At 35.6% G+C, this 23270-nt stretch carries 18 protein-coding genes and 1 pseudogene; 12 read left to right on the forward strand and 7 right to left on the reverse strand.

Annotated features, from left to right (window positions below; all coding sequences use genetic code 11):
- The first annotated feature begins 133 nt into the window (after positions 1 to 133).
- Together IPP61_19320 and IPP61_19325 are read left to right on the forward strand one after the other, a co-directional pair.
- The gene (locus tag IPP61_19320) at positions 134 to 565 is read left to right on the forward strand and encodes a hypothetical protein (protein MBL0327280.1); all 432 of its coding nucleotides are present in this window, start codon (positions 134 to 136) and stop codon (positions 563 to 565) included.
- A gap of 59 nt (positions 566 to 624) precedes the next feature.
- Positions 625 to 939 carry a hypothetical protein gene (locus IPP61_19325; GenBank protein ID MBL0327281.1) on the forward strand — a complete coding sequence of 105 codons (315 nt, stop codon included), beginning with the start codon at positions 625 to 627 and terminating at the stop codon, positions 937 to 939.
- 26 nt (positions 940 to 965) lie between these two features.
- On the opposite strand, the gene hemN is transcribed toward IPP61_19325, so the two are convergent.
- The gene (hemN, locus tag IPP61_19330) at positions 966 to 2336 is read right to left on the reverse strand and encodes an oxygen-independent coproporphyrinogen III oxidase (GenBank protein ID MBL0327282.1); all 1371 of its coding nucleotides are present in this window, start codon (positions 2334 to 2336) and stop codon (positions 966 to 968) included.
- Positions 2337 to 2649: 313 nt separating this feature from the next.
- Here hemN and aroQ point away from each other — a divergent pair, with 313 nt between their 5' ends.
- On the forward strand, positions 2650 to 3072 hold the full coding sequence (gene aroQ / locus IPP61_19335) for a type II 3-dehydroquinate dehydratase (GenBank protein ID MBL0327283.1): 423 nt from the start codon (positions 2650 to 2652) through the stop codon (positions 3070 to 3072).
- Positions 3073 to 3116: 44 nt separating this feature from the next.
- On the opposite strand, the gene IPP61_19340 is transcribed toward aroQ, so the two are convergent.
- Complete coding sequence (locus IPP61_19340) at positions 3117 to 4577, reverse strand: AhpC/TSA family protein (protein ID MBL0327284.1); 1461 nt, start codon at positions 4575 to 4577, stop codon at positions 3117 to 3119.
- A gap of 65 nt (positions 4578 to 4642) precedes the next feature.
- Here IPP61_19340 and IPP61_19345 point away from each other — a divergent pair, with 65 nt between their 5' ends.
- Positions 4643 to 5407, forward strand: a complete 765-nt coding sequence (locus IPP61_19345; protein MBL0327285.1) for a YdcF family protein — start codon at positions 4643 to 4645, stop codon at positions 5405 to 5407.
- Between the two features lie 33 nt (positions 5408 to 5440).
- Here IPP61_19345 and pfkA read toward each other — a convergent pair whose 3' ends face one another.
- Positions 5441 to 6415 carry a 6-phosphofructokinase gene (gene pfkA / locus IPP61_19350; protein ID MBL0327286.1) on the reverse strand — a complete coding sequence of 325 codons (975 nt, stop codon included), beginning with the start codon at positions 6413 to 6415 and terminating at the stop codon, positions 5441 to 5443.
- Positions 6416 to 6683: 268 nt separating this feature from the next.
- Between pfkA and IPP61_19355 the strand changes: the two genes are divergently transcribed.
- From IPP61_19355 to IPP61_19370, 4 genes are all read left to right on the forward strand, one after another.
- A complete protein-coding gene (locus IPP61_19355) occupies positions 6684 to 9557 on the forward strand; it encodes a hypothetical protein (GenBank protein ID MBL0327287.1) in 2874 nt (957 codons plus the stop codon).
- Positions 9558 to 10556: 999 nt separating this feature from the next.
- On the forward strand, positions 10557 to 11369 hold the full coding sequence (locus tag IPP61_19360; protein ID MBL0327288.1) for a hypothetical protein: 813 nt from the start codon (positions 10557 to 10559) through the stop codon (positions 11367 to 11369).
- 136 nt (positions 11370 to 11505) lie between these two features.
- Positions 11506 to 13146, forward strand: a complete 1641-nt coding sequence (locus tag IPP61_19365) for a CTP synthase (protein MBL0327289.1) — start codon at positions 11506 to 11508, stop codon at positions 13144 to 13146.
- Complete coding sequence (locus tag IPP61_19370; protein ID MBL0327290.1) at positions 13139 to 14119, forward strand: YhdH/YhfP family quinone oxidoreductase; 981 nt, start codon at positions 13139 to 13141, stop codon at positions 14117 to 14119. Before IPP61_19365 ends, IPP61_19370 begins: the two co-directional genes overlap by 8 nt.
- Here the strand turns inward: IPP61_19370 and IPP61_19375 are convergent.
- Entirely contained in the window at positions 14112 to 14465 is a 354-nt protein-coding gene (locus IPP61_19375; protein MBL0327291.1) for a hypothetical protein, read from the reverse strand. The genes IPP61_19370 and IPP61_19375 overlap by 8 nt on opposite strands.
- A gap of 172 nt (positions 14466 to 14637) precedes the next feature.
- Between IPP61_19375 and IPP61_19380 the strand changes: the two genes are divergently transcribed.
- Both IPP61_19380 and IPP61_19385 read left to right on the forward strand, forming a co-directional pair.
- Complete coding sequence (locus tag IPP61_19380; GenBank protein MBL0327292.1) at positions 14638 to 15897, forward strand: PAS domain S-box protein; 1260 nt, start codon at positions 14638 to 14640, stop codon at positions 15895 to 15897.
- 18 nt (positions 15898 to 15915) lie between these two features.
- On the forward strand, positions 15916 to 16971 hold the full coding sequence (locus tag IPP61_19385) for a response regulator (GenBank protein MBL0327293.1): 1056 nt from the start codon (positions 15916 to 15918) through the stop codon (positions 16969 to 16971).
- Here IPP61_19385 and rsmA read toward each other — a convergent pair.
- The gene (gene rsmA, locus IPP61_19390) at positions 16960 to 17727 is read right to left on the reverse strand and encodes a ribosomal RNA small subunit methyltransferase A (GenBank protein MBL0327294.1); all 768 of its coding nucleotides are present in this window, start codon (positions 17725 to 17727) and stop codon (positions 16960 to 16962) included. The genes IPP61_19385 and rsmA overlap by 12 nt on opposite strands.
- Before the next feature lie 87 nt (positions 17728 to 17814).
- Here rsmA and IPP61_19395 point away from each other — a divergent pair, with 87 nt between their 5' ends.
- Complete coding sequence (locus IPP61_19395) at positions 17815 to 21066, forward strand: PAS domain S-box protein (GenBank protein MBL0327295.1); 3252 nt, start codon at positions 17815 to 17817, stop codon at positions 21064 to 21066.
- A 50-nt stretch (positions 21067 to 21116) separates the two neighbouring features.
- Here the strand turns inward: IPP61_19395 and lysM are convergent.
- Positions 21117 to 21571 (reverse strand): annotated as a pseudogene (lysM, locus tag IPP61_19400) (peptidoglycan-binding protein LysM).
- Between the two features lie 142 nt (positions 21572 to 21713).
- Between lysM and IPP61_19405 the strand changes: the two are divergent.
- Entirely contained in the window at positions 21714 to 22244 is a 531-nt protein-coding gene (locus tag IPP61_19405; protein ID MBL0327296.1) for a nuclear transport factor 2 family protein, read from the forward strand.
- A gap of 51 nt (positions 22245 to 22295) precedes the next feature.
- Here IPP61_19405 and IPP61_19410 read toward each other — a convergent pair whose 3' ends face one another.
- The gene (locus IPP61_19410) at positions 22296 to 23267 is read right to left on the reverse strand and encodes an SDR family oxidoreductase (protein MBL0327297.1); all 972 of its coding nucleotides are present in this window, start codon (positions 23265 to 23267) and stop codon (positions 22296 to 22298) included.
- Positions 23268 to 23270 lie beyond the last annotated feature (3 nt).

The following is a 23270-nucleotide window of genomic DNA, read 5'->3' on the forward strand; positions in this document are numbered from 1 at the left end:
ATAAAGCAATTTGAAAGAGTCTCAGAAATGAGGCTCTTTTTTTGTGTTAATTCCTTTCGATAAAAGAAATCTGGTCTGAATATTGCTTGATAACAAGCAATATAGGATTGTCAGGAAAGCACATAAATTGAGTATGATTAAAACATTTACCTTATTATTCATAGGGTTGAGTTCACTTTTTTCGGTTATTGTAAATAAACCATTTTCAAAACACAAGCCATCGAAATACCCCTCTGATACAAGCCGGCTCTATTATTATTCTTTTTTGGAAGACAAGGTCATTGACTTGAAAAACAAGAATCAGGAAGGTTTTGTGGAAAAAATCGAAGTGAGTCAGGGAGCCAAGGTCGTTTTGGAGGCACCCATTTATTTTACCCGGGCCATTTATTACTGGGAAGGGCCTGATGGTTTCCGGTCGTATCTTCCAAAAGTGGAAATTGACCAGATAGCATTGAGCCAGGCCGGGGTGTATTCGGTGATGATAAGAAATGCTAAAGGCACAGTAAATGGAAAGATTGAAGTTAAAGTGAACACTTCGCCGGAAACAGACAGGAAGAATCATTGAAAATCCTGGGTGTTTCAGTTCTTGCCTGAATTTTGATTATTTTTGGGCAAAAATGGAAAATGATTCTAATTAAGGGCGTTAAACTACCAAAGATTACGGGCATAGCTTTGTGGCCTTTTGTGTTGGTAAGGCCCAAAAATCCTTCAAAAACTATCATTTTACATGAGCGAATTCACCTTAGACAACAGCTGGAGATGCTGATATTGCTATTTTATCTTTGGTATATAACTGAGTGGCTCCTCAGACTGATTCAATTCCGAAACCTGCATCAGGCATACATGCACATCAGTTTCGAAAAAGAAGCCTATCAAAACGAAAGCAAAGAAGATTTTCTAAAAACCAGGGGTTTCTGGAATTTTTTGAGGTATTTGTGATTTAACTCAAATTTCAAAATTCTCTCTCATATCGTCTTCGAAAACATCTTTTCACCAATATTTTTCAGATCAAGATATTGATCAAAGGCCATACTTATATTTCTCACAAAGGCTCCTTCGGTTACTTTAAAGCCGTTTTCGGTTCTCACCAAAATCTCGTCCTCCTCAAATCCCTTGAGATGTTTTTCAATTCCCTCAAAATCAATTAATTGCTTATCCGTATCTGCCCATTCTGTATGCAGGTTACACATGATATTCAGGATTTGTCTTCTCACAAAAAGGTCGGTTTCCGATAACAAATGGCCCTTTTCTACAGGCAACCGCCCGGCAAAAACAAGTTCTTTGTATTTTTCTACGTCTTTGGCATTTTGCCCAAATGCTCCCCATAAATCACTGATAGAAGAAGCACCTAAACCAATCATGGCCTTCGCCGACTGGGTGGTATATCCCATAAAATTACGGTGCAGGGTGTCATTTTTCATGGCTTCAAAAAGCTCGTCGCCGGGCAACGCAAAATGATCCATTCCTACTTCGGAATAGCCTGCGTTTTCAAAAAGTTCCAGCCCCAGCTCGTATAATTCTCTTTTTTTCTCTGGTGTCGGTAAATCAGCTTCATCAAATCCCCGCTGGCCTACACCCTTGATCCAGGGCACATGGGCATAAGAATAAAACGCTATCCGCTCAGGATGCAGCTCAAGAGTCTTTTTTATGGTATCTTCGATGGAACTCAACTGCTGGAATGGCAAACCAAACACCAAATCATGGCTGATACTGGTGTAACCAATTTCCCGGGCCCATTTTGTAACATTTTTTACGGCTTCAAACGGCTGTATCCTGTGGATGGCCTTTTGCACCACCGGGTCATAGTCCTGCACTCCAAAACTCACCCTTCTGAATCCTACGTCGTACAGGTTTTTGAGGTGCTCAAAAGTGGTATTGTTGGGATGACCCTCAAAGCTAAAAGCATGTTCCGGTGCTATTTTCGAGGTTTCAAGAATACCGTCAATCAGTCTTCTGAGGTTTTGGGGCGAGAAAAAACTGGGTGTACCGCCCCCCAAATGAATTTCTTTTATTAAGGGCTTGATATTCAGGATATCGAGATACATTTTCCACTCCACAAGCAAGGCATCAATGTAGCTATCTTCCACACTATGGTTTTTGGTGATGCGTTTGTGGCAGGCACAAAAAGTGCAAAGACTCTCACAGTAAGGAAGATGTATATAAATACTCAGACCATTTTCCGAGATTTCTTCTTTCCCAAAAGTGGCCAGGCTATTTTTCCAAACTTCTGCATTAAAATTGGCCACATCCCAAAACGGCACAGTTGGATAACTGGTATATCTAGGCCCGGCTACATTATATTTTCCAATCAAATATTCCTTTCTGCTCAAACTCATCTTTGCATAATTTTCACAAAATTACCTTGTGAATTGGTTAAATTTTAAAAGATTCTGGGTAAATAATAAATTATTAACCCAATTTGTAATAAATGTCACCTCTAAGAGGTCTTTTATGTGGTCATTTGAGATAATAATGACTTGGCATTTCCCGGATTTTGAAAAAATTAAATCTCAGGTAGATTTGGTTATTTTATTTTAAGATTTCAACCTTAAAAGGACATTTCTATTTAATTTTACAGAAATTCTTTTTCTTTGATTAATAATAGACTATCAATTAATTTGCAAAAGTCCATTTGAAAAAATAATTTTTATGAAAATTCTCATCATCAATGGTCCCAATCTCAATCTATTAGGAAAACGGGAGCCTGAAATATACGGAAGTCAGTCGTTTGAAGATTATTTTGAGATTCTGAAAAAGAATTTTCCTGAAATAGAACTGGAATATTTTCAGTCTAATCACGAGGGTGAGATTATTGATAAAATTCATCAGGTAGGCTTTACCTACGACGGTATCGTCCTAAATGCCGGTGGGTTAACACATACTTCTGTGAGCCTTGCCGATGCCATCGGTGGAGTAAAAACGCCTGTGGTGGAGGTCCATATCTCCAATATTCACGCCCGCGAAGAATTCAGAAAACACTCATTTCTTACACCAAAATGCAAGGGTATTATTGCCGGTCTGGGGATTGAAGGCTATTCATTGGCGGTACAATGGTTTCTTGATAAAAAATAGATTTAGAAAAAAAAAAGCCGGATTTTGATGTCCGGCTTTTCGTTTTATTTGCTTGCTTTTGCTGCTTTTTCTGCTTGTACTTTCTTTTCGTGAAACTCTATAAACTTATTAAACTCTTCAACCGGTATCCTTCGACCAATGATTCGTTTTTCGCTATCCAAAATATAGGAAGTCGGCGTTGAATATATATCGTATTTTTTTCTGAAATCATATCTAAACTTTGAATCCAGTACATTTATCAGATTTTTGGTTTTGTAATTATTGATAAATTCCTTGGTTTTTTTGAGTTCTTCTGCTGGGTCTCCAGTCACATGTATGCCCGCATGGTAAATGGCGATACCTTTGTTCTTGTTTTCTTCATAATACTTCACCAACTCCGGGGCGTGGTCGCGGCAGTGCCCGCAATCATAGCTATAGAAATACACAATAGTATATTTGGCTTTGATATCATAAAGATTAATATCACGACCGAGTGTGTCTTGCAAAACCAATGGAGGCATGATTTTACCCGTCTGGATTGGTTCTAAAATCTGAACTCTTTCCCTAAATTTTGCAGTTTGAGTGCTATCCATCCAATCAACATCTTTCAGATAATAATCTTTGGCCAGGTGCACAAAGACTCCGTCTAAGCCTACGATTTCAATGTTTTCATATTTGTTGGTAATCCACCAAAGTACATATCTATATACATCTTTGTTTTTCTTGGCCAATTTCAGCACTTTATCGGCATCGACATTGATAGAGTCAGTTACCTGATATACAAGGTCTTTGAAATATTTTTCAACTTTTGACTGAATAAATGGTGTTCTTAACATGCGGTCGTCAGAGAAGTCAATATTATCAAAATATTTCTTTTTGTAAAGATTAAAAAGATAAGTGGAATCGGTTCTGCCGTTGGCAAGTTTTGGGGCTTCTGTGGGTAGTTCCGGCTCAATGTTGGCATTAATAATCTTGGCGGCGAAGGATTTTTTATTGTCGGCAACTACATTTTTCATGTAAAGATTTACATCTTCCTGAAGTTTTTTCATTTTACCACGGTTAACTTCCATTGATGCCGGGTCTTTTTGTTGTTGCATGAGTTTTTGTAAGGCCATTGCCTCTGAGCTTTTTTCCATCAAAAACTTCCTGTATCCAAACAGTATGTCGTTTTCTTTTGAGCCGGTAAATTTCACACTTTTTACAAAATCTAAAGTATCGGCTTCAATGGTAATATCTTTTTCATCACCACTTACAATAAAATCATAATATTTGGCTTGATTGAGCACGATAAGATATATCCCGCCTTTCAGAGGCTCAGTACCTTTAAATGTCAAAATACCGTTTTCAACCAAAGCCGAATCAACTTTAAAATATTGGGAATAACCAAAATAGTGTGCTAAATGCACCTTTCTACCTTCTTCCAGGCCCGGCAGTTTAACTGTAAAATTGTAAGCTGGTTTGTCTTGAGCACTGGAAATTGAAATGTTGTAAGCGAGAAAAAAAAGAAAAATTAATGTTCTCTTCATGTTCAGATTTTTTTTTGCAAATTTAAACTAATATTGATTTCGGATGAAAATTTTAACTTATCATTATGTTTTTTATTCTATCCAAAACGCTTTCTTTTATCTTAAAACCACTTGGAATCCTCTTTATTTTAGGATTCCTTTTATTATTGACTAAAAATCGTACCAAACAGAAACGCCTTACCATAACAATTCTTGTATTGCTGTATATATTTTCTTGTCCGGCAATAATCAATACAATAAACAGGCTTTACGAACCCAAGGCTTTACATATCGAAAACCTCGGACAATATGATGCGGGGGTGGTTTTGACAGGTGGCATTATAAATGACTCAAAATATGGAGAGAATCATCTTGGCCTGGGAAATCAATCAGACCGAATATGGCAGGCTCTTGAGTTATATAGAGAGAAAAAAATCAAAAGAATCATTATTTCGGGTGGTGAATGGCGAAAAAATTATCAAAAACAACCTTTGATTGAAAACGATTATGCCCGACTTTTTTTATTAAAAAATGGCGTTCCAGACTCCTTAATTTTTCAGGAAAAAACCTCGAAAAATACTTTTGAAAATGCCTTAGAAACAAAAAAACTATTGAATATTGAAGAAAAAGTTTTAGTGATTACAACCTCATTCCATTGCAAAAGAGCCAGTTTATGTTTTCGAAAACAAGGAATTGACTTCACGATGTTCCCTGTAAATTCTGAAATTGCAGAAAACCATTCCCTTAGTATCTCAGCATTTTTGCCTTCCTCTCTGGCTTTTCGCCAAACCGACATGATTTTTACCGAATGGATAGGCTTATTGGCCTACAAATTGGCAGGATATATTTAAAAAAAGTCCGACCAATTGGCCGGACTTGATTTTTTAAATGCTTAAAATGTGAACCATCCGTAACAAATCGTCGTGAATAGGTTTTTGTTTTTTGATAGTGTCAATAAATGGTGTATAAACCAGTTCATTGTTTACAATTCCAGCCATTACGTTTTTCTGTCCGTTTATAAGGCCTTCAACAGCAGCCAGTCCCATACGGGAAGCCAGAATTCTGTCATAAGCAGTAGGTGAGCCGCCTCTTTGCATGTGCCCAAGTGTTGAAACTCTGATATCCAGTTTGTCACCAACTTGTTCTTTGATTTTATCGGCGATCTGGGTAGCATGACCTTCTTCGTCACCTTCTGCTACAACAATAATGGAAGAAGATTTCTGGCGATTCCAGCCGTCTTTCAAGGTTGAAACCACTTTTTTCAAAGGAGTATGAGTTTCCGGCACCATCACGATTTCGGCTCCACCACCTATTCCAGACTGAATTGCGATATAACCTGAGTCGCGACCCATCACCTCGATAAAAAACACACGGTCATGCGAATCGGCCGTGTCTCTGATTTTGTCGATGGCTTCGAGGGAGGTATTTACGGCAGTGTCAAATCCAATCGTGTAATCGGTACCATAAAGGTCGTTGTCAATCGTACCCGGACATCCCACTGTGGGTATCTGATATTCATTATAAAACACCTCAGCTCCTGTAAAAGTACCATTTCCGCCAATAGCTACCAAACCTTCAATGCCATGGGACATCAGGTTTTCGTAGGCTTTTTTTCTACCTTCCGGAGTCATAAAATCTTTACTACGTGCCGACTTAAGTATGGTTCCACCACGTTGTACTATGTTTGATACAGACTTAGAGCCCATTTCGAATATATCACCGGCGATCATGCCGTTATAACCTCTTCTGATACCATATACTTCCAAACCGTGATAAATTGCTCCTCTAACCACGGCTCTGATACAGGCGTTCATGCCTGGAGCGTCTCCACCGGAAGTAAAAACTGCGATCTTCTTCATTAATTATGTTAGTGTTATTTTTAACCCGACAAAAATACGGAGATTTATCCTAACCTAAAAGGATATTTTTATTTCGTTGAGGTTGATTTTTTTTAAAGATAATTTTGAGAATTTGATTTTTGCAAAATATTATTGGAATAGTAATAAATATCGAATTCATGATTCATAAAATTTTACCGTAAAATAATTTTACAAAAAAATACCTCAAAAAATGTCAAAATTTTAATTTAATTTTAAGTTTAAAAAAAAGTATTTTAAATCCCAAAAAATGAAAAAAGGACTTCTTATTTTCACAATTATCCTAAATGGATTTGTTTCGTTTTCTCAGGAACAAATTACCAAGCTCAGGCATATTTTTACAGGCCTTAGGCAGTATAACATTTCGATTGTTTATAATGACACTACAAATAATGACCTTATTTACATTAAATATACCTCAACAATTGGAGGTAATAAATATAGTCTTCGTCACTATAATTTTTCGGATGGAATTGATTCAGAAATTGAAGAATTTGACGACAACACTACAATAAAAGCTTTCAAAGGCAGAGAGGTTGACATTTTGAGGTTTATAATTTCGACATTGAATCAAAAAAATAACACTTATTCAAACATTACACCTGAATACAGTACTAAGAAAAGGATTTTAGAACAAAGTCAAATAATAAACTCAGATGAGCCACTCAATATTTATCAATTCAAAGATGGGTTTATCCATTTTTATTCCGGCCATTCAACTATTTTCGATCAGAACTTTAAAGAGATTAAAACAATTTTTTATAACAGCCATGAATATAATTCTGAGAGCTGGCGGAATTCTTTTCCATTATTAGTATCTGGAAATGAAAAATATTATTTACTTTTCAGTGACTCAGCAATTGTAAATAATATTTCATATAAGGTATTGCCTGAGGAAAAAATGGTTTTAAACCGGTCAAATTGCAAAGAATACCACCATAATTTATATGCAACTTATACCGAAAATAATACCAGTAACCTATTCAAAGTTCAATTTGAGGATAAACAGGTAAAATTGCAAAAAATAACTTTACCATATGGAAAAACTATTAATTTCTTTGAATCAAATAGCCTGATATCAGGCTTTTCAAGTCAAATTTTTGATATTCAAGACACCACAATCCTTGAGATAAAGCATGACTATCAATACTGGGCGTATCAGAATAATTATCAGGATGAAAATTTTGGTTTTAAAATAGGTTATTCCCCATTTACAGGAGTAGGAAATTGGCCTTTGACTTACATAATTGACAGATCAGACTCAACTTATTTTAATATTTCCTACAATTTTAATACAATGCAGTATGCTAACTTAAAATTGAATTTATTTCAAAAATTCAATTATATTAAAAAAATTAACACAATCAATAACCAATTTCTCTACCAATTAACTGACCTTGCCTCAAGCCAAAAGTCAGAGTTTCTGATAATTGATAAAACTACAGAGCTTCCTGAATTAGAATGTCTCAGTATAATCAAAAAGCTTAATCCAACTGAATACCTTGTGATGGATAATAATCAAAACTTTGGTGTTTTTAATATTGACAATTTTACTTTCAAAACTACTCTTGAGAATACCGTATATGAAATCAAATATTTTTACCAAAATAATATCATAAACTATTATGACCAAGCTAAACTTTACCCTGTAAACGATAAGTTTTTATTAACCTATCAAAATTCCTTGGTATTGATTAATAAAACTAAATACACCGACAGCCTGGATTTCAATGTGATTAGCTCAAACTATTCAACCAAGGGAACTTATTTTGATGGAAAACAGGCCAGAGAAATAAAATCAGATAAGGAGTATTCAATAACTGAAAACCGTTTTCTGGGTCTCAACGAATATGTTTTCGCTGGAAAAATTGGAAACCAGTTAAAATTTATCAATCAAAAAAACCAACTGGAGACTAATATTTATCAGGAAAACGGCTCCAACAAATCGCCTTCAACGATATACTTTTTTGATGAAAATGTTATCGCAGTAATTCAAGGATATGATCTCCGGATAAATCAGGATCAAATTCAAAACAATTTCAATCTGAATGATTATGGTCAAATCACCTGCATTGATTATGATTCCGAAAATCATCAGATTTACATAGTTTGCAAGGGAAATAAGTATTTAATCCATATTTTGACTATTAAGCAAAGTACATTTAAGGACAGAAAAATTGATGTTGAAATTATTCAAGAAAATGGATTGAAGCTTTCAGGAAAATACCTGAGTTTTTTGGGAAAAATAAATGGCGTCGAAAACAATATCATTGACTGTAACACCGGAATAATTACCGGCTTCCCATTTTCGGTTTCTTCTGGATTTAATTTTGTTCACAGTTGGAAAAAAATGGGTATTTATGCATATACAGATTATTATTCAAATAAAAAAAGCCTGTATTTGCTAAATTTTTCCAATAATAATTATATCGAAATCCCAGCTAAAGAATTGGGAAATTATACTAGGTTGATATACAATAAAAACTTAGTTATGGTCTTTTATTATGAGAATTACAAAACCAAAGTACTTGATATTGAAACTTTTTTGCTTAAAGAATATGCATTAAGGATTTTCTCTGAATTCAAGGATTACTTTCTTTGTACCGATGGGGTAGATAATTATATTACCAATTTCAACAATTCCCAGCCTATTTTCTTAAAAACATCTTCGGACTTTCAACCCAATATTACAACCATTCAGATTGATAATAATAAAATTTATATGATAGGGCATTTTAATGAAAAATCAGATGAACTATTCTCATTCATTAACTTTTCTGAATTATTAAATAAAAAAGAAACTTCCAAAAAACAATTTCTAAATATTAATGAAGATAACCCACCAATCATCTCAATAGTCAGCCCGAATCCATTCGGATTATATCTTAAAATAGAAACCAATGGACAAATAAATAACATCCAAATACTTGACAATATTGGGAAAATCTATGGAGAAATAAGCAATAACCAAATAGCTAATGAATATTCATTCCAACACCTAAACAATGAAAGTTTTGAATTCAATCTAAATGTTTTGCTGGCAAAGTTACCCACAGGCAATTACAATTTACGTTTTACTTATTCTAATAATAGTTTTGAATATAAAAAAATTATTAAAAGATAAAAATTAACAACATATAACTCCACCAAAAATCTCCAGAGCTGCTTTTGCCCATCTGGTTGGGTATTGAAAATTATTCGGGACAAACTTTATATAACTATTTTTGGAGCCCTATATAAAATCTTACTTAAAATCAAAATGCAATTTATTATATATCAATCGCTTAGAAAAACATGACACACTACACTTTAATAATCTAGGTTTTTCCTAACATCCATGGCTTGATATTAGATGTTTAGATTATTTCAATATCAGTTTTGGAATGTAAAATTTAATCGTTACACCTGATATTCAAAGTTAAACCAAGGGGAAATTTACCAAAAATATGAGTAATTGTGGGCGTTAAGGATATCAAGTTTTCTTATGAATACTTTGAAAATTAAGAAGTTAAGGAAACATTAAGTTTTTGCATTTTTGATTTGCATATTTTTATGCAATATCAATGTGTATTCTCAAAATCAATGGGCATAATTAAAGGGAATTCTATATTCAAGATATAAAAGTAATGCGTTTAATGCTTTTAACGGATTAAATCCCAATAATTAGCCATCTTAAAGGGAGCCGAATGAACTCTTCTACATTTTCGCAATGTCGAAGCCAGGTTTGGAGGATATTTAATCCTCAAAACGGAAATGCGATGTCTCTTTCTGTTTTCATGTCTCAAAATACTTTTTATTCTTGCTAGGAATTGCTCAGGCAAAACATTTATAAGAGCCCATTATGCCAAAAGCTAAGAAATTCAAGCAATTCAAATATCAATTGGCTTATTTCTAAAAAAATCCTTAAATAATAAAACTGCTAATTCACAATTACTTAAAACCAGCAAACTGCAACACACCAAAATCATATCTGGAGACAATTTTGAGACATATATATCGTATTTTCTTCTTTTTTATTAATCTCCTCTGTTATTAGAATTTTATTAAAAGGCTACACAACCCGTTGACCTTCTTCTTTTTTAGCATGATTTTTGCTTTATTCTCTTGAAACCATTTTTCCATAATGCCGAGAAGAATCTTTATACTTTTATTAATACTAGCCACGTTTGCCGGATGTGACTCCAAGAAAGATATTAACCTTGGTATCGAAGACATTACTAATAACAACAACGGATGTAAAATATTGGCCAATACCCGTTCTGACGGTCAATCTTATCAGTTTGTTTTTACCAATAACAAATTACAAAACATACTGGGCTTCAATGATTTCGATACTTTTGAATATACCAACGGAAAAATCACTAAAGCTTTCAATTCAAAAAACAAAAACGCTTCTATCTTATTTAATTTTGATTCCAAAAACCTGCTTAAATCCATTACATTTGAAGGAAAAGACAGTCAGGGGAAATTTTTCTCATACCCTACCACCATCACTCACAACAACATCAATAAAATTGACAGGCTGATTTTGAGTTGGCCTACGTTCGCAGGAAAAGTCGAAACAAAATTCTCCTATGATGCTGCCGGAAATGTAAAATACATCAGTGCTTATCTGGATGGCGAATGGCAAACGATATTGGAAAATACCAAATTTGATGATAAAATTTCGCCCTATAAAAATCAGCAATTAGGACAAATACTCAGTTATTATATGGTTTACTCACTTTTGGGTCCCGGATATAATTTTACGCATTATATCAATGCCAACAATGTATTGGAGGCCACAGTGAAGAAAGGAAACGAGAAAATATATTACAGCTATGATTATAAATACAACAGTCAGGGCTATCCTTCTGAAGTAAATTATACCAAAACTGTCAACAATCGTCCGGCTCCGGCAGCCGAAAAATTCACTTATGATTGTGATGCACAGTAATACAAAAAAATATATTGCCAAATAACTAAATGGCATTAAAGCACTTAAGCAATTGAGTGCTTTTTTTATAAAAATTCTTAAAATGGTCTGAATAAAAATCCCTAACTTTGTATCCCGTAATCAATCATTTACAGAAATGCCATTGAACGGGAAACATTCAAAAACAAAGTACATTTTCGTTACCGGCGGGGTAACTTCCTCTCTCGGAAAAGGAATAGTAGCTTCATCTCTTGCCAAATTACTCCAGTCCAGAGGATTGAGTGTAACCATTCAAAAACTTGACCCTTATCTTAATGTTGACCCGGGCACACTGAACCCCTACGAGCATGGTGAATGCTACGTAACTGACGATGGTGCCGAGACCGACCTCGATCTGGGACATTATGAGCGTTTTCTAAATGTACCCACCTCACAGGCCAACAATGTGACCACAGGCCGTATCTATTATAATGTACTGAGCAAGGAAAGAAAAGGTGATTTTCTGGGGAAAACCGTTCAGGTGATTCCGCATATTACTGATGAAATCAAGAAAAATATTCTTCAACTCGGAAAAACCGGAAAATTTGATATTGTTATTACAGAAATCGGTGGTTGCGTAGGTGATATTGAATCTCTTCCGTTTTTGGAAGCCGTGCGTCAGCTCAAATGGGAACTGGGAGAAAAAAACATGCTGACGGTTCACCTTACATTGGTGCCATATCTGAAGTCTGCCGGTGAACTTAAAACCAAACCTACGCAGCATTCGGTAAAACAATTACAAATGTCAGGTATTCAGCCCGATATTATCGTTTGTCGTACTGAGCATCCTCTGCCCAATGATATTCGTAAAAAAATCGCACTATTCTGCAATGTAGAAGTACAGTCGGTTATCGAGGCCATGGATGCCAAGACTATCTATGAAGTGCCGCTATTGATGATGAAAGAAAAACTCGATCAGCGGGCATTGTACATGATGGACATCTACAACGACAAAGATTCCGACATGAAAAAATGGGAAGAATTCCTGTATAAGTTTAAACATCCGGAATCAGAAGTCAAAATCGGCCTAATAGGAAAATATGTAGAGCTGAGAGATGCCTATAAATCTATCGCTGAGGCATTTATACATGGTGGTGCTGTAAACAAAACCAAGGTAAAAATTGAATGGATTCACTCCGAAAGCATGGTGGCTGAGGCAGTGGAAGAAAAACTTAAAGATCTGGATGGCGTTTTGGTGGCACCCGGATTTGGAGAAAGAGGAATTGAAGGAAAAATTGCAGCTGTTAAATATGTAAGAGAAAACAATATCCCATTTTTGGGTATATGTTTAGGTATGCAAATGGCCGTTATCGAATATGCCAGAAATGTATTGGGATGGGAGAATGCCCATTCTACCGAAATGGAAAAAACCACGGAATACCCGGTTATTGACCTCATGGCAGACCAATTAAATATCGAAAATAAAGGCGGTACCATGCGTTTAGGGGCGTATAATTGTAAACTTACCGATAAGTCTCTGGCGAAAAAGATTTACGGAAAGTCCAAAATATCTGAAAGACACCGTCACCGCTGGGAGTTTAACAACAAATATAGGGCTGATTTTGAAAAAGCGGGATTAATTATTGGTGGGACAAATCCTGAAAACGATTTGGTGGAAATCATCGAAATCCCTAAAAACAGATTTTTTATTGGCGTTCAATATCATCCTGAATTAAAAAGCACCGTTTTACAACCACATCCATTGTTTGTGAGTTTTGTAAAGGCTGCTTTGGATTATAAAAATTCTAAAAATGGCTGATTACAAGCATTTTGAGGTAACAGAAAATCAGAATGGAAGGTTTAGTAGAAATATCAAAACTTCCCCAATTTCTGAATTACCTCAGAATGATCTCCTTGTAAAAGTTTCGTATTCTTCTCTAAATTATAAAGATGCTCTGTCAGCCTCCGGAAACCGGGGAGTAACCAAAAACTACCCCCATACCCCGGGAATTGATGCGGCAGGTATAGTTGTAAATTCTAATTCTGAAAGATTTATAACCGGAGATGAAGTAATAGTTACGAGTTATGACCTGGGGATGAATACTCCGGGTGGTTTTTCTGAATACATCTCAGTGCCTTCAGCCTGGGCAATAAAAAAGCCGTCGAATATTACCCTTAGGGAAAGTATGATTACTGGCACCGCCGGGTTAACCGCTGCCATGGCTTTGGATAAAATTCAAACCAATGGTGTTTTTAATGGGAAAATTGCAGTAACCGGAGCCACAGGCGGTGTTGGATTATGGGCACTTCTTCTGTCAAAACATCTTAATTATGAGACAGTCGCAATTTCCAGAAAAATTGATTTTGCCGATAATTTTGATAAGTTATCTGTTAATGAGAAAATATTTGATTTTGAAATAAATCAAAAACCCTTGGCAAAACCTGCATTTGAGGCTGCAGTTGACACGGTTGGAGGTGATATTTTGGGTCAATTGTTAAAATTAACAAAACCCAATGGCAGTGTGGCAGTATGTGGAATGGCAGCATCACCCATATTAAACACTACCGTTTTTCCATTTATTTTGAGAGGAATAAATTTGCTTGGAATTGATTCGGCAGAAGCCACACAACAATGGCGGGAGCATCTCTGGAGTAAACTGGGCAATGAATGGAAATTAGATTTCCCCGAATGGCTGGTACACGAAATCGGATTAAATCAACTGGAAAATTCGATAGAAATAATGTTAAAAGGCGAGCACTTTGGCCGTACAATCATTAGTCTGATTAAATAGTAGAAAAAATTTCCTGGCCTTTGTCGTTTTGATGACTCAATGTCCATTGACTTGTGAAAGTAGTCTCCACAAGGCTTTTTCCCATTTTACGATATATCGAAATCTTTAAACCCAGATTGCTTCTGAATAACTCTTCCACGTCACTTACTTTAAGATCTTCGTAAATCCAGAATTCTTGTGGCTTTTTGTTGGTGGCGAGCTCAAATAACTTAAAATCACGGTGATCACGGCTATAATCTTCGCCTTTTCTTGAAATTTCGATTTTCAAAAACGGAAAATTATTATTGAATTTCTTTAATAAATTAGAAATTCTTGTTTCACCATCTATTTTAATTCCTCCTCTCATTAATCAGGTTTACTCTACATCTAAATTGTATTCAAAATTGAGGAAATTATTTATCACATATTATGACACTAATCATTCGGTAAAAAAAAATAGATTAGATTAATAACTGATGTCGAATTGAATTTCATGACTTTTGTCATAATTTTACAGTTCAAATAGCCATATTTTGCGAATGGAAGACAATAATTCGGAATTATTCTTAAAATACTTTGTGGAGATTGATATTTTAAACCAGTTTGAGGCCATTTTCAAATATGCGAACGAAGGAATCATAATTACAGACTCTGAAAGCAAAATTTTGAAAATTAACCCTTCAGGCCTTAAAACCTTTGGTTACGAAAAAGAATCTGAAGTTTTAAATCAGAAAATTGAGATTCTTTTACCTGCAAGATACAGGCATGCACATGTAGGCCATCGGGAAAGCTACAATGAGCATCCTAAGGCTCGGTCTATGGGCCAGAAAGTTGATTTATTCGGGCTAAAAAAGAACAAAGATGAGTTTCCTGTTGAAGTGAGCTTAAGCCCTTTCAGCAATAGCACAGGCAAATTTGTAATATGTTTTATAATAGATATTACCAACCGAAAAAAAGCCGAGGAAAACGAAATAAACTACCGTAAGGAACTTGAAAGAGAAGTTGAGGAGCGGACTTTAATTCTGAAAGAAGCCATTCAAAAACTGGAAAAAACCAAAAGTGAACTGGATCAGTCATTGAAAAGAGAGCAGGAGCTCAACTCCATGAAAACCAAGTTTATTTCCATAGCCTCCCATGAATTCCGCACTCCCCTTTCCACAGTACTTTCATCTCTTTCTCTTGTAGAAAAATACTCAGAACTCAAAGATTCTGAAAAAAGAGAAAAACACATTGAGCGAATCAAAAAATCTATCAGAAACCTTACTGAAATCCTGAATGATATCCTTTCTGTAAACAAAATTGAAGAAGGAAAAGTAAGTGTAAATCCGGAAAAGTTCGATTTATACAATTTTGTTCATGATTTGATATCAGATCTCACCGGATTACGAAAGCCCGGTCAGCAGATTATATTTGAGAAAAAACCAAACGAAGATCCAAATGTAGTTTTAGACCCAAAACTTTTGCGTCATATATTGATAAATTTGCTTACAAACGCTATCAAATTTTCTGCCGAAAATACTACAATTACTATTACGGTAACCTCTCAAAAATCTGAAATATTTATACGAATTATAGACCAGGGAATTGGGATTCCGACCAAAGACCATAAAAAATTATTTACCCGGTTCTTCCGCTCAAGCAATGTCGAAAACATTCAGGGTACAGGGCTTGGGCTTAGTATAGTACAGCAATATGTAAACTATCTCGAAGGAAGCATTAAATTTTCTAGTGAAGTTGGAAAAGGAAGTATTTTTAATGTAAATTTACCAAGAAAAGTAAAACCCTCGATTGTTGAATAACCATTCTATTAAAAACAGATGAAAAGAATATTATTAATTGAAGATAACCCCGATATCAGAGAAAACACCGCCGAGATTTTGGAACTTGATGGTTATGAGGTTTTTACTGCTGAAAACGGAAAACTAGGAGTAGAAATGGCTACCAGTCTGAAACCGGATTTGGTGATTTGTGATATCATGATGCCTGTTTTGGATGGCTATTCGGTACTTCATTTACTTTCAAAAAACCCTGAAACAGAAAATATCCCTTTTATATTTCTTACCGCAAAAGCCGACCGCAGCGATTTTAGAAAAGGTATGGAAATGGGTGCTGACGACTACATCACCAAGCCTTTTGATGATGTAGATTTGCTCAATGCCCTCGAGAGCCGCTTCAAGAAAATCGAACAAATGCAGAAGAAATATTCGAGAAATATTGAAGGACTAAATAATCTGGTGAGAGATGTTGGCGGTGAGGAAGAGCTCAGAAATCTGACCCAGAATCGTGAAAAAAGAAAATACAAGAAGAAATCAGAAATATTTAGAGAAGGTGATTTTCCGCTTTATTTATTTTATATTGAGAAAGGAAAAGTTAAAACTTACAAAACCAACGAAGACGGTAAAGAACTGATAATCAATCTACACAATGAAGGTGACTTCTTCGGATACGTTAACCTTATGCGGGAAGACAGCTACATGGAATCAGCTTCTGCTCTCGAAGATTCTGAACTTATTCTAATTCCAAAATCAGAATTTTTCAAATTGATCCATCAAAATCGCCAGGTTTCGCAGAAATTCATAAAAATGCTCTCTGATAATATCAAAGAGAATGAAGATCAACTTCTGAAACTTGCCTATAATTCTGTTAGAAAACGTGTAAGTGAATGTTTGCTCAAGTTTTTTGAGCAATCAGATGACCGAAACAACAAGACCGGAATAAAAATTAGCAGAGAAGATTTATCAAATATGGCAGGTACCTCTATCGAGACCGCCATAAGGACTCTTTCTGATTTTAAAGACGAAAAACTTATTGAGATTTCGACAGGAAAAATCAGAGTGCTAAATTTTGAAAAGCTGAAACACTTAAAAAATTAATTCAGTCAATTCTATAAATTGCTTATAATCAAGTTGCTCTGCCCTTTTAGTCATATAGGGCAGATTTTCTTTTGTTGTGATAGGTCTCAAGGCATTACCAAGCATTTTCCTCCTTTGATTAAAAGCGGTTTTTACTACTAATTTAAATTTGACAAAATCAAACTCCGGCGTTTTTTCATAATTCCTGACCAGTCTGATTACCCCAGAATCTACCTTTGGTGGCGGATCAAACGCTCCAGGAGGCACTGAAAACAGATATTCAATATCATAATAAGCCTGTAAAAGCACACTCAATATTCCATAATCTTTATTTCCCGGTCCGGATGCAATCCTTTTCCCAACTTCCTTTTGCACCATTCCCACTACCTCACCTACCCTATCTTTATAGTCTAAAACTTTAAAAAATATTTGGGATGAAATATTATATGGAAAATTTCCAATTATTCCGAAATTACCATCCAGTCCATTGTTTTCGTCAAAATTCATCTTCAGGAAATCTTCCCCAAAAATCTTTTCGCCGGGAAAATTCAAAACATTTTTCAAATAAGCAACTGACTCATTATCAATTTCAACTAATGATAAATTGAGTTCAGGCCTTTTAATCAAATACTGGGTAAGGACTCCCATCCCCGGCCCTACCTCGAGCAACTTCCTGTTTGAAAAAACATCTTTATAGCTTTCAACAATATCCATCGCAATTCCCTGATCTTTAAGAAAATGCTGCCCCAGATGCTTTTTCGCTCTTACTTTTTCCAATTTTATATACCTGTTTTTTTAACTTATTTGCTCAAAAATACGCATAAATTAGTTAGTTTTAGGCATAATTATACATCTGAATTAAAGATGAAAACCAAAGCTCAAAAATCTGTAGCCTTAGGCTCCAGCGAAAAATTTGATTTACTGCAAGACTTTGTTGATAATACCGCAGAAGTGATTCTGATGTTATCACTTTCAGGCGAATTCATATTTTCTAATATCGCATTTCATAACGTAACAGGCTACAGCGGAACCGAACTTAAAGGACTAAAAATAAGTGACTTACTTCATCCACTTTCAAAAGAAAAAACTGAAGAAGGCTTTGAAAAAATCAAAAATGGAGAAAACCTGGGTGAATTTCTTTTGGTAATAAGAAATAAAGAAAAGAAAAGAGTGTATTTGTCGGGTGACGTAAGTTGTAGATTTTTGCATGGGCAGCCTGTTTCTTTCCGCTGCATTTTGCATGACATTACACTCAGGAGAAGAGCCGAGGCAGCCCAAAACTTATATTATTCAATAGCCCAAAGTAATCTTAGCTCAAAAAACCTTGAAGATTTCCTGACGCAGGTTCATCAGAATCTACAGAAAAATATTTATGCCAATAATTTCTTTGTGGCCGTTTTTGAACCTGAAAACAACAGCATCTATTTCCCTTACCATGTGGATGAATATTTTGAAACAGGTCATGATTATAAAAAACGAAACCTGGGAAATGGTCTGATTGAATATACGATGGTACAAAATAAACCATTGATATTCAACAAAGAAGAGCTAACTGTGATCATTGAAAAAGAAAAACTTTTTATTTACGAATCCATACTTCCGGCCATCCAAATATTGGTTCCGCTTATATTGAATGAAAAAACCATAGGTGTTATCGGCATAAAGTCATATTCCGACGAGACCAAGTTTTCAAGTCGTGATCTTGAACTGCTTGAGTTTGTATCGGGGCAAATAGCCCTCGCCATGGAGCGAAAAAAGGCTGAAGGTGAACTCATGATTCAAACTGCCCGATTAAATGCCATTTTTGACAGCAGCACTCACTATATATGGACAGTAAATCAAAAACATTATCTGAGTTCGTTTAACAAAAACTACTATAATCTTCTATATCAGCAACTTGGAGCACCGCCAGCTGCTGGCACCAGCATCGAAAAAATGGGCTGGAAGCTGATCTCACCTGATGACAAACCTGTTCTCAGAGAAAAATATAACCTTGCTTTTCAGGGTCATCCCCAATATTTTGAGATGCATTGGGGAGAAAAAAATGGAGGCAGCAATTGGTTTGAATTTTATTTGAATCCGATTTTGTCAACCGAAGACGGTCAGATAGAAGAGGTGTCAGGTATTGCCCGGAATATTACTGAGAAAAAAAATGCACTGATAAATCTTCAAAAAAGTGAAGAGAAATTCAGGAATATTATTGAGTCTTTTATTGATATTTATTATCGTACTGACCTTGCTGGAAACGTAATAATGATATCGCCATCAGTTTTAAAACACACCGGATATACGGTTGAGGAAGTTATCAGGCAAAAGGTAGATAAGTTTTTTGAAAATGCGTTGGACTCTTCACAAGATATCAAAGCATTGTTAAAAACAGGTAGCATTACAAATTTTGAAGTTTTGGTCAAAAGAAAAGACCAGACTTTAAGGCAGTTTATGCTAAATATCAGGATGATAAAAGATGCAAAAGGCTTACCTATAGAAGTTGAAGGGGTAGCCAGGGATATTACCGAACTAAAAAAAGGTGCACAGGAGCTACAAAAAGCTAAAGACGATGCTGAGCATTCGCTAAAAATAAAAGAACAGTTTTTGGCCAATATGAGTCATGAAATCAGGACGCCAATGAATGGAATTATTGGTATGATTGATGTTCTAAACGATACACCTCTCGAAAAAGACCAGAAAGATTATGTAAAAACCATAAGAAAGTCTTCAGAAACCCTGCTTACCATTTTGAATGACATTCTGGATTTATCAAAAATAGAGGCCGGAAAAATGGATTTGGTATATAAACCGTTGGACTTGAAAGATACCCTGGACAATTTGGTGGCTTTGTTTACTCAAAAAGCAAGAGAAAAAAACAACACACTTGGCTATAGTATTTCTGATGAAACACCACAATACATTGAAGGCGATCAGGTCAGGCTTTTGCAAATTCTTTCTAATCTTACTTCTAACGCCATAAAATTTACAAAAAATGGACAAATTCTTATAAAAATAAGCAACCAACCAATTGACAATGAACAATATATAATAAGATTTGAAGTAACAGACACTGGAACAGGTATTTCGAAAGAAAACCAGATTAAACTTTTCCATTCGTTCCAACAGCTGGACATTTCGACCAAAAAAGCTGTGGGCGGTACCGGTTTAGGCCTGGTGATATCGAAAGAATTGTGTAAAAAAATGGGTGGGGAAATCGGGCTGGTTTCTGAAGAAGGAAAGGGGAGTAATTTTTGGTTTTCAATAACTGCCAAAAAAACCGATGGATCGGCTATTATTAACCTGGAAAAATCTCATGAAGAAATTACCCTAACCAATTATTTCTCTGAATATTCTCCAAAAATACTTTTGGTTGATGACAATAGCGTAAACCGAAAAGTAGCAACCGAAATCCTTAAAAAAGCCAATTGCGAAGTAACTGATGCGGAATCAGGTCTAAAGGCAATTCAAATTTTTGAGAAAAATCAGGATTTTGACCTTATCTTGATGGACATTCAAATGCCCGGCATGGATGGCATTGAAACTACCCAGAGATTAAAAAGTGAATTTGCCGGGCGATTGCCAAAAGTGGTGGCAATGACGGCATATTCCATGCAAAATGATAAGGAGAATTTTCTTGCAAGAGGAATGGATGACTACATTTCGAAACCCATCAGAGCCAATACGCTGATAAAGAAAGTAGAGGAACTCATCAATCCGAACAGAAAAAAACTTACTCCGGTAAAGCAAAACTTAGAAAAACCTACTGAAACTGAAGACACCATAGATCAGCAAATACCTGCATTTGACATGGAAGTAATCAATGGTTTGCGTGAAATGGTTGGCAATGAAATGCTACTTTCTGTATTTGAGGATTTTAGAATTGAGGCTGAAGAACAAATTGCCAATACAAAAAATGCTTATACAAACAATGATGTTGTGAGTATTCAAAAAGAACTTCATACTTTAAAGGGAAATTCTGGCACTATTGGCCTAATGAGAATTCATGAAATCACGAAAATCATAGAAGTTCCATCAAAAAAAGGTGATTTAACTAACTTTGAGAAGAATATTAAAATTTTGGAACAAGAATTTGAGCATTTTAAAAATAACTTAAATCAGATAGCCTGAAAATGAAAAAAGCCGCAATAAGCGACTTTTTTCATTTAAGTGATATTTTCTCAAAGCTCAGGAATTCTCAATACCTGACCTGGATAAATCAAATCAGGATCTTTAAGCATTGGTTTATTAGCTTCAAAAATCACTGGATATTTCATGGCATTGCCATACATTTCTTTTGCAATTTTTGACAAGCTATCACCTTTTACAACAGTATAATATCTGGCTTCAGGTGCAGGAGTAGCAACCACGATCTGATTATCCACCGCTACAACGCCTTCTACATTACCAACAGCAAGGGCTATTTTTCGGCATCTTCCTGACTATCTGTTTCGCCTGAAACAGTAACCGTGTCGCCATTTACCTTAACAGTTAGTGAATTAAAAGGAATACCAAGACCTTGAACATGAGCCAAAAGAGCTGAGGCTTTTAGCTCCGGAGTTTTTTCGGCAGCTTCCTGCTCATTTTTGCCGAAAAGTTTTTCTCCAACTCCTTTAAAAAAAGACATTAATCCCATTTTTGTAATTGTTTTAATTGTTTAAATTTATCAAGCAAATCTAACTGATTTTACGAATTCTTTGACAGAAATTAAAAAAAAATGTCACAAAAAATAATGAATAAATTTTTACGTTTAAATTGCAATATAATTTCAAATCAACATGAAAAAAATAATAGCGATAGCAATTCTTTTTCTGAGTTTATCAGCCAAAGCTCAATCGGATGCTGAACTTATCACTCAAACGCTCAACGATTTTCTTGAAGGTGGCACCAATGGCGAAGTTGAACGATTTAAAGGAGCATTTTTTAGTGATGCCATACAGAAAGCTGTTGGTAAAACGGGTGTGACGGGAATGTCCGTTGAGTCACTCGCTTCCAAAATCAAACCGAACCAAAAAATGGAACGTACCACCAGAATTATTTCCTGGAGTTACGCCGGTACTGCCGCTACAGCTGTGACAGAATCAGAATATGCCAGCAATAAGATAATTGATTTACTTAACTTACTGAAAGTAAATAATCAATGGAAAATAATCAGCCGGGTATATTCACGTATAGAAAAAACAGAAGAAGTCACCTCATCTAATCCTGTTGCATCTGCAGATCCGAAAGCCAAAGGTAAAACACCGGCAGGTTCAGCAGCTAAACCCGCACCAAAGCCTAAAAAACCGGCTGTGGATGATGGTTGGTAAGAAAAATGTTAATAAAAAAAGTCCTGAACGCGGTTCAGGACTTTTTTGTTTTTAAAACTCTCTGTGCTTAGCTTCATCAAATAGTCGCTCTTTGGGTAGTGATCTAAAATAATCGTACGTTATTTTCAAACCTTCCTGCCGGCTAACTTTCGGCTCCCAACCCAAAATCTCCCTTGCCCTTGTGATATCTGGCTGTCTTTGTTTGGGATCATCTTTAGGTAACTCTTTGTAAACTATTTTTTGCGTAGTGTTGGTCAACTTAATGATTTCTTCAGCGAAATCTTTAATGGTGATTTCAGAAGGGTTACCAATATTAACCGGATAAGCATAATCTGAATGAAGTAGTCTGTAAATACCTTCCACCAAATCGTCAACATAACAGAATGAGCGTGTCTGACTACCATCGCCAAATATTGTCAGATCTTCACCTCTCAAAGCCTGGCCAATAAAAGCAGGTAAAACACGGCCATCATTTAGCCTCATTCTAGGCCCATAAGTATTAAAAATTCTGATGATACGTGTCTCAACACCATGATAGGTATGATAGGCCATTGTCATGGCTTCCTGAAACCTTTTGGCTTCATCGTAAACCCCTCTTGGGCCAACCGGATTTACATGTCCCCAATAATCTTCGTTTTGAGGATGGACCAATGGATCACCGTAAACCTCTGAAGTAGAAGCTATTAATACACGGGCGTTTTTTACTCTTGCCAATCCCAGACAATTATGAATTCCCAAAGAACCCACTTTCAAGGTTTGAATGGGTATTTTCAAATAATCAATCGGGCTAGCCGGTGATGCAAAATGCAGAATATAATCCAGCTCGCCGGGCACATGAATAAATTTGCTTACATCGTGATGATAAAATTCAAAATTGGGCAGTTTGAATAAATGCTCAATGTTACGTAAGTCACCGGTGATCAGGTTGTCCATTGCAATCACATGATAACCTTCTTTTACAAATCTATCACAAAGGTGGGAGCCCAGAAATCCGGCACCACCGGTAATTAATATTCTTTTCATAAA

The sequence above is a fragment of the Cytophagaceae bacterium genome (assembly GCA_016722655.1).
GTDB lineage: Bacteria > Bacteroidota > Bacteroidia > Cytophagales > Spirosomataceae > Leadbetterella.